Here is a 12,036-nt window from a genome sequence, read left to right as displayed (position 1 = left end):
TTCATTTTCTTATTCAGAGCGAGAAGTATTACATAATATTACAATAAAAGCATCAAAAGGAGAAAAAATTGCAATAGTAGGGCATAACGGTGCAGGAAAAACAACATTAATCAAACTAATAATCAGGCTATATGATGTAAATAAAGGGAAAATACTTATAAACAATAAAGACATAAAAAAACTTTCAGTTAAACACTTAAGATCTAAAATAGGACTAGTTTTTCAAGATTATCAATTATATTCAGCTAGCATAGCAGAAAATGTACTACTCCGTGAAGTAAAAAATCCAGAAGATGAAGACAAAGTTTGGTTTGCATTAAAACAAGTTGGACTATACGAAAAGGTGAAGGAACTTCCAAATGGCATTCATACTTTAATTACAAAAGAATTTAGTAATGAAGGTATATTCTTATCAGGAGGAGAAGCACAAAAATTAGCATTGGCAAGAATCTACATAAAAGATTACGACGTAGTTATCCTAGATGAGCCTTCAAGTTCATTAGATCCTTTAGCAGAAAAGCAGATGTATGAAAATATGATGGATATTACTAAAAATAAAATAGCGATATTCATAACACATAGATTATCTACTACTGTTATGGCAGATAGAATATACCTTATAGATAATGGTAGAGTGATTGAACAGGGAACACATAAGGAACTAATGGAGCTTAATGGAAAATATAGAAGGATGTTTGATGCTCAAGCACAATTTTATAGGGAACAAGCAGAAGATGGGTTGGCTGTATTGTAAGCAGGTATTTAAAAAAATACCTGTTTTTTAAAGTCAAAAATTAACTATTAGTATAAGAATTGCCACAATATATTGTATATAAAAAATGAATAGCTACTATCAAAAAAATAAATATAATTGTAATAAAATTTTATATTATGTCTAAAATCAGATAAAAAGGTAGAAAATTTTTTATCCACTATATATACACATGGTTTTCAACAGTAAAATATGTACAAAAATACTTTTTCCACAGACTTATCAACATTATCCACAGAACACCGCATATTTTATCCACAAATTATTAATGATTTTGTTGTGGATAAGTTCTATTAATATTTATACAACTGATTGTATATCGAAGAATCAATGGGTATATTTGTACTAATAGATAGAAAAATATAATTTATTGTCTAATTAAGTTGATAGCTATAGGGTATTAATTGTTTGATATTAATGTGTTTTACATTAAAAATTTTTATTTTGAAAATTTTTTGTTAATTACTTGATATATATGGGTATTATAAAAATATAAAACTTCAAAGGATAAAGTTCTTGAACAAAATCTTTAAATCAAATAGATTAAGGTAGATTTTATTGAAATTCATTACGGAAATTATATAGATTAGTTTATGTTTATTTAAGGAATATAATTTCCTATGAATTAAAATAAAATCTTTAGATCAAATAGATTAAGGTAGATTTTATTGAAATCCATTATGAAAATTATATTTAAATTAGTTTATATTAATTAAGGAATATAATTTCCTATGAATTATAAAATATATTAAAGAAAAAATTTTTGGGGGGATTAGTTAAAAATTTAAAGTCTTTTTGACGAAAGACGAAAATCAATTAGTAAAATACTTGATTTAATAAATTATATAAGTTGAAAGGGGTTGGAAATACATGAAAATCATAGTAAGTGGAAAAAATATGGAGGTTACAAATGCCCTAAGGGATATAGTTGAAAAGAAGATGGAAAAGTTAGATAAGTATTTCCATAAAGATGTTGAGGCACATGTTACAATGAATGTTGAGAAGAACAGACAGATAATAGAGGTGACTATACCTTTTGAAGGTGGTATTATCAGAGCAGAAGAAGCAAATGGAGACATGTATACTTCAATTGATAAGGTGATAGATGTATTAGAAAGACAGATTAGAAAGCATAAAACTAGATTACAAAAAAGAAATCGTAGTGGAGGAACAATAAGATTTGAGAATATAATACCTTTAGAAGAAAATGAAAATGAAGAACCAAAAATTGTAAGGACTAAACGTTTTGCTATTAAACCTATGGATGCTGAAGAAGCTGTATTACAGATGGAACTTTTAGGACATAATTTCTTCGTTTTCAGAAATGCAGTAACTGATGATGTGAATGTAGTGTATAAAAGAAAAGATGGAAATTATGGTTTGATAGAACCAGAAATTTAAATTAGATTATAAGAAACGGTAGAGCGATTTACTCTACCGTTTTATGTGTTTTTTGAATTTTAATAATTATATTTGTTGAATAATAGTATTTGAACTGATAATATATTGGTATAATTATGAAATTTGTTTAATTTAATTGGAGGGAATTTTTGAATGATAGACTATAAAGTTACTGATGAACAGATTAAATATGCAAAAGATTTGGTTCATAGTTGTAATTTTGGTCAAAGAGGGAGGGGAGATGGAAATTGTGAACAGCAGTTTGTTGGAATATTAGGTCAAACTGTTGTAGCAGATTTATTAAATTTAGAAAGACCAAAAGGTGGAGAGGGGTTCGATGGAGGATATGATATAGAAATAAATAATAAAAAGGTTGATATAAAAACTATGGGAAGAACTGTTCCAATGCAAGAACATTATGTACATAACTTTATTGGCTATCAGGCTAAATATAATGTAGATTATTTAATCTTTTGTTCATTTAATAAAACGAATAATATATTGACAATATGTGGATATATTTCTAAAAGTGATTTATTAGAAAAGGCTAAATTTTATGAAGAAGGGACTATTAGAACAAGGGATAATGGGACAAGTTTTAGAACTAAAGCCCCTTTATATGAAATATGTCAAAAAAACTTACATTCTATAGATTGCATAGAAGACATTTTGGATGGGATAAGATAGGAGGAAGATGATTGAATAACTTAATGATTGATAAAGGGATTGAAGATATAATAAGAAAATATAACGAATTAGTAAAAGGCATTGATTCTAAAGCAGAATCTAGCATCAGTAGAGCATACGGTGGAGTTATAAGAGCAGGAAAAGGTAAGTTAGTGGAAAGTATGGCAAGGCAGATGGTTAGAATTGCATGGGAATACGGATTAGATAGAGATATATCAAGGTTAGAAATGAATGCGAAAAAAATTAAAGTGCCAATTAATCAGAAATATGTTAACAATTTAAAAGAGAATAATGTTAAACAGTATATATCGAGTAATATTGAAAAATTTTACTATAATGCAGGTACTGATGTGCATGTCTATATTGACAATGTTTTTGTAATGGCTATTGAATGTAAAGCTTATACAGAAAATGCTATGTTGAAAAGGATATTAGTTGATGCTGAATTATTAAAAAAATATGCGAATATAAAAAAGTATGTACTTTTACAGCTTGAGAGCCAACTTGGAGGCGATTATTGTGAATTAAAAGACATAGATTCGACTATTGGAAGTCCGTCTACTCGTACGCTACTTTCATATTTTGATGTTAATATAGATATAATAACTTTATTAAAGGGTGAAAGAAAAGTAGACAGACCAATTCATAGAAAAGAGTTTTTTAAAGAATTAACTTACGATTCTGTAAAGAAAGCAATTTTATTCTTTATAGAAGAATTAAGAGAATTTAAATAGAGAGGGAATATTCCTCTCTATTTTTTTTAATCTAAAAAGTTTTCTTGGACATGACATTTATCATTTTCTAAAGAATTTATTCTATTTTGTGCAACTTTGCAGTATTCTTCAGATATATCTATACCTATATACCTTCTTTTATTTTTCTTTGCAACGACTGTTGTTGTTCCAGCACCATTAAAAGGGTCTAATATTATGTCATCTTGATAACTAAAAAGTTTTATAGCTCTCCTTGCTAATTCTTCGGGGAACATAGCCGGATGACCATATTCTTTCATTCGCCTTTCAGGTGCGATAGACCATTTAGCAACAACCCAACTTTTAAATTCTTCAGGTGTTAAATCTATTTTATCTTTTGGTCCCGGTTTCTTCAAATCCCCTTTACAATATATTTCAATAAACTCCCATGTATACTTAAGGTACGGACTCGATGGACTTAACCAAGAACCCCATGATGTATATTTACAATTGTAATTATTTTTTTCCCAGAGTATTTCTCCTTTCCAAATCATTTTGTTTTTTATAAAAAAGTTGCTGAATATATGATGAGTAGGGATATAATCTGAAAATAATGGCTGAACATTTAAAATGAATCTTCCGCCATATTTTAAAACTCTTATACATTCGCTAAATATACTTTCAATTTTTTTAAAATAATTTTCCCAATAGTGACTGTCATCATTATTATCATATTCTAATCCAAAATTGTATGGTGGTGAAGTTAGAATTAAATCAATACAGTTATCCGGTAATTCTTTTAAAACTTGTTCACTATCACCGCAGATTATTTTGTTTAAAAATTTTTCTGGGCATTCGTTATTTTCGGTTGAAAAATTATGTCCTGCGGTATAAAATTGTTTATTTCTTTTTTTTTCTTTTGATTTTCTATTTGAAACTTTTCTTTCCTTATTATAGTCTACAAATACTCTTTTGCCGCCTTTAATACCGTAACTTCCAATACTTTTTATATTTTCTAGTATAGTATAAAAAATGCTTTCATTTGTAATGTCTACAGATTTAATTAATTTTTCAAATTTGTCTAGATTTAATTTATTTAAATGTACAATAAGGTTATTATTTGAATATTCGATATATAAATCATCTTTACTAAATTGCTCGTCAATTTTCTGCAATAGATTGTATTCTTCAAAAGTTAATCCTTTGTTTATAGGGAATTCGATATCCTTATATTTCACTTTTTTCATTACAATATCTTCCTCCTATGTATGAAACTTATGTTATACTGTTGAATTATTTAATTAGACAAAAAATTTTCTGTCTATCTTTTATTGTTTGATAGTAATTATATCATATAATTATGATATTTAAAATAAACTGATTGGAGCAGACTGCTGGTAAAAGTATCTTACTTGTTCCTTACAAATTTTAGTGATAAAATATAGAGATAAGGGAAGAAAACTTAAAGGGTGATGAAAATGAAAGGATTATTGAAAAAAATTTTTGGAACATATAGTGAGAGGGAAATTAGAAGATTAAATCCATTAGTTGAAAAAATAGAATCATTAGAAGATGAAATGAAGAAACTTACGGATGCACAATTGAAGCAAAAAACTGACGAATTTAAAAATAGATTGGCAAATGGAGAGAGTTTAGATGATATTTTACCGGAAGCTTTTGCAGTTGTCAGAGAAGCTGCCGATAGAGTTCTTGGTATGAAGCATTATAGAGTGCAGTTAATAGGTGGCGTTGTTCTTCATCAGGGAAGAATAGCTGAAATGAAAACAGGTGAAGGTAAGACTCTAGTAGCTACTTTACCTGTATATCTTAACGCTCTTACAGGAAAAGGCGTTCATGTAGTAACAGTAAATGATTATTTGGCTAAAAGAGATAAAGAGTGGATGGGTAAGATTTACGAGTTTTTAGGTTTATCTGTAGGATGTATAGTTCATGGATTAGATAATAAGGAAAGGCGTAAGGCTTATAATTGTGATATAACATATGGTACAAATAATGAGTTTGGGTTTGACTATTTAAGAGACAATATGGTTATATATAAGGATGAAATGGTGCAGAGAGAATTAAATTATGCAATAATAGACGAGGTCGACAGTATTTTAATAGATGAGGCGAGAACTCCTCTTATTATTTCAGGAACGGGAGATAAATCGACTAGTCTTTATTTTGCAGCTAATTCTTTTGTGCAAACATTAAAGGGAACAAAAGTAGATCCTAATGAGAAAAAAGATCGCTTCAATTTCGAGATGAAGGAAGAAAAAGGAGATTTTGTTATAGATGAGAAGGCACGAACTGTTGTGCTTACTGAACAGGGTGTAAAGAAGGCAGAGAAATTCTTTAATATAGAGAATTTAGCCGATCCTGCGAATATGGAAATTTCGCATCATATCAACCAAGCTTTAAAAGCGCATAATCTTATGAAGAGAGACAGAGATTATGTGGTTAAAGATGGAGAAGTTGTAATAGTTGATGAATTTACAGGAAGGCTTATGTTTGGTAGAAGATATAGTGACGGTCTTCATCAGGCGATAGAGGCTAAAGAGGGGCTTAATGTAAGAAGAGAATCAAAGACATTGGCGACTATAACATTCCAAAACTACTTCAGAATGTATAAAAAGTTAGCAGGTATGACTGGTACGGCAAAAACTGAAGAAGAGGAATTTAGAGAAATATATGGAATGGATGTAATAGAGATACCTACAAATAAACCGGTTATTAGGATAGATTATCCTGATGTTGTATATAAAACTGAAGAAGCTAAATTTAAGGCGGTTATAAAAGAGATTAAAGAAAAGAATGCAAAAGGTCAGCCTGTTCTTGTAGGTACTATTTCTATAGAGAAATCTGAAATACTAAGCAAAATGCTTAAGAAAGAAGGAATAAATCATGAAGTGTTAAATGCTAAACACCATGAGAGAGAAGCCGAAATTGTTGCTCAAGCTGGTAGATATAAAGCAGTAACAATTGCAACAAATATGGCAGGTAGAGGAACTGACATTGTATTAGGTGGTAATCCTGAATTTTTAGCTAAAAGTGAAATGAGAAAAAGAAATTATAGTGAGCATATAATTTCCCTTGCAGATAGTTTTGAGGATACTGATGATCCAGAAATTTTAGAGGCAAGAAAGGTATATAAGGAAATATTAGATAAAACTAAAGAGGCTTTAAAAGATGAGCAAAAGAAAGTAATTGAAGCTGGAGGACTTCATATTATAGGTACAGAAAGACATGAATCACGTAGAATCGATAATCAGCTTAGAGGACGTTCTGGGCGTCAGGGAGACCCAGGTTCTTCTAGATTTTATATCTCGCTTGAGGATGATTTAATGAGATTATTTGGTAGTGATAGAATTAAAGGATTAGTCGAGTCTTTAGGTATGCCAGATGATGAACCGTTAGAACATCCTCTGCTTTCAAAATCAATAGAGACAGCGCAGAAAAGAGTAGAAGCTAGAAACTTTAATATAAGAAAACACGTTCTTCAATATGATGACGTTATGAATAAGCAGAGAGAGGTTATATACGCTGAAAGAAGAAAGGTTTTAGAAGGCGAAAACATTAAAGAACATATAATTTCTATGGTAGAAAATATTATAAATGAAGCTATCAATATTTATACAGGTGATGCTAAATATCCTGAAGAATGGGATTTAAAAGGGCTTGAAGATTATTTAGCAAATATATTCTTGCCTAAAGGAATTCTTAAAATAGAGAATTTAGAATCTTTAACTAAAGAAGGGTTAAAAGACATAATAATGGATTTAGCTACAAAACTGTATGAACAAAAGGAAAAAGAAGTAGGAGAAAAACAATTAAGAGAACTTGAAAGGGTAATCCTGCTTAGAGTTGTAGATACTAAGTGGATGGACCATATTGATGCTATGGATCAATTAAGACAGGGTATTGGTTTAAGAGCGATGGGGAACGAAGACCCTGTTAGGGCATATCAGATTGAAGGATATGATATGTTCCAAGAAATGATAAAAAATATTCAAGAGGATACAGTAAGATATTTATTTAATTTACAGCCTGCTGAGAAAATAGAGAGAGAAAGAGTAGCTAAGATAACTAATGTAAGTCATGGAGAGAGCGGTAAGCCTAATACTGTTGTTAAAGGCAAAAAAATAGGAAGAAATGACCCGTGTCCATGTGGAAGTGGAAAGAAATATAAGAAGTGCTGTGGGAAGAATGTTTAATGGGGACTAAATTTAAATTAAAAATTGAAAATGAAAAATGGAAAGTTAAATTTCTATGTCGTTTGTCAATTGCTATTCAATGATCAAATGGTGAATAAACTATTAATTAATAAAAAGTGAGGTGAGATAAAAAAAGTGGATGATAAAACTTTTGAATTATTGGAAAAGATGTACGTGGAAATATTGGAAATAAAACAAGATGTTAAAAGTAATGCAAAAGCAATAGCACAGAATGCACAGGCAATAGCGCAAAATGCAAAAGCTATAGCTAGAGTAGAAAGTATAATTGAAAATCAGATTGAGAAGAAAATAGATGCACTATTTGATGGATATAAACAAAATTCAGAAAGAATTACTAGATTAGAAGAAAAAGTTGATAGATTAATAGATAGAGTTGAAAGGCAAGAAGTAGAGATAAAAGTAATTAAAACGGGATGTTAAAAATTTAGAATTGAAAATGTAAAATGGGAAATATAAAATTAATTCGCTGTTTAATACTTGAAATGCGAATAGCGAATAATTTTGTCAACTGTCAACTAAATAGAAAGCGAGGTGTTATAATGCTAGATTTAGTAGAATTCAGAGATAAGATATCTAGTTTTAGAGAGCAAATACAGGAAATAGGTGTTTCTCTTTGACATAGAAGGGTTAGAGGGTAAAATAGAGAAACTCGAGGAGAAAATGGCAAAACAAGATTTTTGGAACGATCATAAAAAAGCACAAAAAGTAGCTCAGGAGCTTAAGAATATAAAAGATAAAGTTAAGGAATATAGGGACATTATTAATGAAATTGAAGATGCCCAAGTGCTTTTAGAATTAGCTCAAGAGGAAGAAGACCTATCTTTAATTGATGAGATAAAAAAGACAATTAATAGTATCGAGGAAAAAGTTAATGATATAAGGATAAAAACACTTCTTAATGAAGAATATGATAAAAATAATGCTATATTATCGATACATTCGGGTGCTGGCGGATTAGAAGCTCAAGATTGGGCACAGATGCTACTTAGAATGTATCGAAGATGGTGTGAAAGAAAGGGCTATGATATTCAAGTTCTAGATATATTACCAGATCCGGAAGCTGGGATTAAAAGTGTAACTTTACTTGTGAAGGGACTTAATGCTTATGGCTATTTAAAGTCTGAAAAAGGAGTTCATAGGCTTGTCAGAATATCTCCATTTGATTCATCAGGAAGAAGACATACGTCTTTTGCATCGGTCGATGTAGTTCCAGAAATAGAAGATGAAGTAGATATAGAAATAGCTCCTAATGAAATAAGAATTGACACATATAGAGCAAGTGGTGCGGGAGGTCAGCATGTAAATAAAACTGAATCGGCTGTTAGGATAACTCATATACCTACTGGAATTGTCGTTCAATGTCAAAATGAAAGGTCGCAGCATAGCAATAAAGCGACGGCTATGAAGATACTAAAAGCCAAATTGGTAGAGTTAGAGAGGCTTAAACAGAAGGAAAAGATTGAGGGTTTGCAGGGTGAATATAATCAAATTGCTTGGGGTTCTCAAATAAGGTCTTATATATTTCATCCATACAATCTTGTAAAGGACCATAGAACAGGTGCAGAAGTTGGAAATGTGAATAGCGTTATGGATGGGGATATAGATTTGTTTATAAATGAGTATTTAAAGTCTAAAACTAGATAAGCCATCAGATTTTCTGATGGCTCTATTTGTTACAAAATAAAAATATTCAAAATATAAAGAGGATTATGTAAAAAAATGTAGAATATAATAATGAAAATTTGAATTAAGGGGTGTTATTCGGGTGGGGGTATTTAACAGAAAAAAATCAAAACTTACTTTTTCGAAAAAATTATATAAAAAAGATAAAGAGAACTCTTCAAGGAAAAAGGGTATACTGCTGTTTAAAAGGACAAAGAAAGATAAAAAGAAAACTTTAAGAAAGCATAGAATTAAAAATCAAATAATGGCGATTGTTTTAATTCTTACAATAATACCTATTATTTCTGTAGGATTGATAAATTACTATTTTCAAGCTAAAAATGTAGAAAAAAGTATGGAATCTACAAATCTTACTATTGCTAAGTCTCTTGCAAGACAGGTAGATATATTTATCTTAAGTTCTTTTAATATTTTAGATACTTTAACTGCGGCCCATGATTTTATGAATATGAGCGAGTTTGATTGTTCGACTGTACTAAATTCTACAGTAACTAAAATAGATCAAATACAAATGTTGTACATATATGATATGCAAGGTAATGAAATTGTATCTACAGCCAATACAAAAGATAAAAGAAATGTAAGTAAAGAAGAATGGTTTAAAAAAGCTTTAAATGGGAAAAGAGCTATTTCTGACTCTTATATTGATGAGACTAATAGAATTTCAGGAGTTAATATAGCTATGCCTATGAAAGACATATTTGGGAAACAGACAGGTGTTATAGTTGCAAAAATAGCGTTAAATGATTTGGTAGAGTTATCCAAAGCACATAGAATTGGGAAAACTGGTATAGCTTATATAGTTGATAGAACAGGAGTTGTAATTGGACATCCTGAGTTTAGAGAAAAAGTATTGAATAGATTTAATGCAAAGGAGAATGGAATTGTAGGTGCAATTAAGGCGATTAATGGAGAAACAGGTATTGAATTATCATATAAGAATGATAAAAAAGTAGATGTAATAGGAGCATATACAGTAGTACCTTCAACTGGTTGGGGAGTTGTAGTCGAGCAGAATAGAGATGAAATAAAACAGAGTTATTTAAAAGATTTATATAGGACATTGTATATTACATTAGCGGCAATTGTTTTAGCCATTGTGTTTACATCTATTGCAGCTAGAGTATTCTCAAATCCTATTGTAAAATTAGTGAATGTAGCGGATAGAATTAAAGAGGGAGATTTAACTAAAAGGGCAGAAGAAAATGTTAAAAACGAGATTGGAGACTTACAGAGAGCGTTTAATCAGATGCTTGATGCATTGTATATGATAATATCTAATGTTAGAGATGCTGGAGAGGAAATAAGTATATCTTCTGAAGAGTTGAAAAATAGTGCTGAACTTACTGTTAAATCTTCGGAGGAGATTTCAAGTATTATTGAACAAGTTGCTGCAGGTACAGAGAGACAGCTTAAAAGTGTAGATGAAGCCGATGAAATTGTAAATAAAATGGCAGAAAGCGTGAAAAATGTAGAAGATAAAACTAAGTATATTTTACAGGCTGCAAATGTTGCTTCAGATATAGCTAAAGCAGGTTCTAATGATGTAAAGATGTCAGAAGAAAGTATGAACTTAATCACAAAGAGGGTTAGAGAATCAGCTGATAAATTGAAAAAGTTAAAGCAGCACACAATGGAAATTGGCAATATAGTTACATTTATTGATAACATATCAAAACAGACTAATCTTTTAGCTTTAAATGCTGCTATTGAGGCAGCAAGAGCAGGCGAATATGGAAGAGGTTTTACAGTTGTTGCTGAAGAGGTAAGACAGCTTGCGGAACAGACAAGCAGTGCTTCAAAAGATATAGTTAGGATAGTGAATGAGATACAAAACGAGATGAATGAAGTTGCAAAATCTATGGATGAGGGAATAAATGAAGTTGATAGAGGAAGAGAAATAATTAATAATACGACAAAATTCTTCAACAATATTATTGCTGAGACAAATAAAGTGTCTAGTATTGTTAAAGAGTTTTACGGTATAGTAGAAGAATTATCTCAAGAAATGAAAGAAATAGAGACAGCATTTATTCAAGTTGGAGAAGTTTCTCAAGAAACGGCTTCGGGAACTCAAACTGTATTAGCGAGTACAGAGGAGCAGCAGTCAATTATTCATCAGATAAATGAATCTGCTGAAAAATTACGTGATATGGCTTGTAGATTGGACATGCTGATAAAAGGCTTTAAATTAGATTAGAAGGAATGAAATGCGGCGTTTAGCCGCATTTTGTATGCGTGCGCCGGGCATGCGTAACAACTAGGTGGTGAGAGTCCACTGTGGGGGTTGACCGTGCCAACCACTAGCCAAAGGCAAGGGTGTCCATCGTGAGGTGGAATCTGAAGGAAGCCGGAGGCAAAATCCTGGTCCGAGGTACACGAACTACATTTGAGGCTGTATAAATCGGGTGAGTTTGCGTAACAAAACAAAGCCCAAAACGGTCCGAAGGTTTATGCAGTAAATGTGGCGGATATATGGGAGGAAAGTGGTTACGCTTACCCCGGGAGGTCTCAAGGATACGTCATTTAGATGAATTTCAAAATGGCAACCTATGCAGTGATGTAT

General features: G+C 30.7%; 9 protein-coding genes. 8 read left to right on the top strand and 1 reads right to left on the bottom strand.

Annotated elements, in window-relative coordinates; translation table 11 throughout:
• From BUB51_RS09990 to BUB51_RS09975, 4 genes are all read left to right on the top strand, one after another.
• A partial coding sequence (locus BUB51_RS09990; RefSeq protein ID WP_143153607.1) for an ABC transporter ATP-binding protein occupies positions 1-754 on the top strand: 754 nt, incomplete at its 5' end.
• Between the two features lie 888 nt (positions 755-1,642).
• On the top strand, positions 1,643-2,173 hold the full coding sequence (hpf, locus tag BUB51_RS09985; protein ID WP_073197487.1) for a ribosome hibernation-promoting factor, HPF/YfiA family: 531 nt from the start codon (positions 1,643-1,645) through the stop codon (positions 2,171-2,173).
• Between the two features lie 153 nt (positions 2,174-2,326).
• Positions 2,327-2,860 carry a hypothetical protein gene (locus tag BUB51_RS09980; protein ID WP_073197485.1) on the top strand — a complete coding sequence of 178 codons (534 nt, stop codon included), beginning with the start codon at positions 2,327-2,329 and terminating at the stop codon, positions 2,858-2,860.
• 11 nt (positions 2,861-2,871) lie between these two features.
• Positions 2,872-3,594: a hypothetical protein gene (locus BUB51_RS09975; protein ID WP_197051364.1), complete on the top strand. Its 723-nt coding sequence runs from the start codon at positions 2,872-2,874 to the stop codon at positions 3,592-3,594.
• Positions 3,595-3,620: 26 nt separating this feature from the next.
• Here the strand turns inward: BUB51_RS09975 and BUB51_RS09970 are convergent, their stop codons facing one another.
• The gene (locus tag BUB51_RS09970; RefSeq protein WP_073197483.1) at positions 3,621-4,799 is read right to left on the bottom strand and encodes a DNA-methyltransferase; all 1,179 of its coding nucleotides are present in this window, start codon (positions 4,797-4,799) and stop codon (positions 3,621-3,623) included.
• Between the two features lie 231 nt (positions 4,800-5,030).
• Here BUB51_RS09970 and secA point away from each other — a divergent pair, with 231 nt between their 5' ends.
• The 4 genes from secA (at position 5,031) to BUB51_RS09950 (ending at position 11,670) form a co-directional block, all read left to right on the top strand.
• Positions 5,031-7,766 carry a preprotein translocase subunit SecA gene (gene secA / locus BUB51_RS09965; RefSeq protein WP_073197481.1) on the top strand — a complete coding sequence of 912 codons (2,736 nt, stop codon included), beginning with the start codon at positions 5,031-5,033 and terminating at the stop codon, positions 7,764-7,766.
• Between the two features lie 135 nt (positions 7,767-7,901).
• Positions 7,902-8,207 carry a hypothetical protein gene (locus tag BUB51_RS09960; protein ID WP_073197479.1) on the top strand — a complete coding sequence of 102 codons (306 nt, stop codon included), beginning with the start codon at positions 7,902-7,904 and terminating at the stop codon, positions 8,205-8,207.
• 119 nt (positions 8,208-8,326) lie between these two features.
• A protein-coding gene (gene prfB, locus BUB51_RS09955; RefSeq protein ID WP_143153606.1) for a peptide chain release factor 2 occupies positions 8,327-9,431 on the top strand; the annotation gives its coding sequence in 2 pieces (ribosomal slippage) (positions 8,327-8,392 and positions 8,394-9,431; 1,104 coding nt in all).
• Positions 9,432-9,552: 121 nt separating this feature from the next.
• Positions 9,553-11,670, top strand: coding sequence for a methyl-accepting chemotaxis protein (locus BUB51_RS09950; protein WP_073197476.1), 2,118 nt, complete (start codon positions 9,553-9,555; stop codon positions 11,668-11,670).
• Positions 11,671-12,036: the final 366 nt, after the last annotated feature.

This window comes from Caloranaerobacter azorensis DSM 13643, from assembly GCF_900129995.1.
GTDB classification, from domain to species: Bacteria; Bacillota; Clostridia; order Tissierellales; family Thermohalobacteraceae; genus Caloranaerobacter; species Caloranaerobacter azorensis.
The sequence above is the reverse complement of the archived record's forward strand: the minus strand, read 5'-3'. Positions and strand labels throughout refer to the sequence as shown.

Coding starts and splice junctions, on each gene's coding strand:
- secA (WP_073197481.1), top strand. CDS start 5,031: ATGAAAGGATTATTGAAAAAAATTTTTGGAACATATAGTGAGAGGGAA.
- BUB51_RS09970 (WP_073197483.1), bottom strand. CDS start 4,799: ATGAAAAAAGTGAAATATAAGGATATCGAATTCCCTATAAACAAAGGA.
- hpf (WP_073197487.1), top strand. CDS start 1,643: ATGAAAATCATAGTAAGTGGAAAAAATATGGAGGTTACAAATGCCCTA.
- BUB51_RS09980 (WP_073197485.1), top strand. CDS start 2,327: ATGATAGACTATAAAGTTACTGATGAACAGATTAAATATGCAAAAGAT.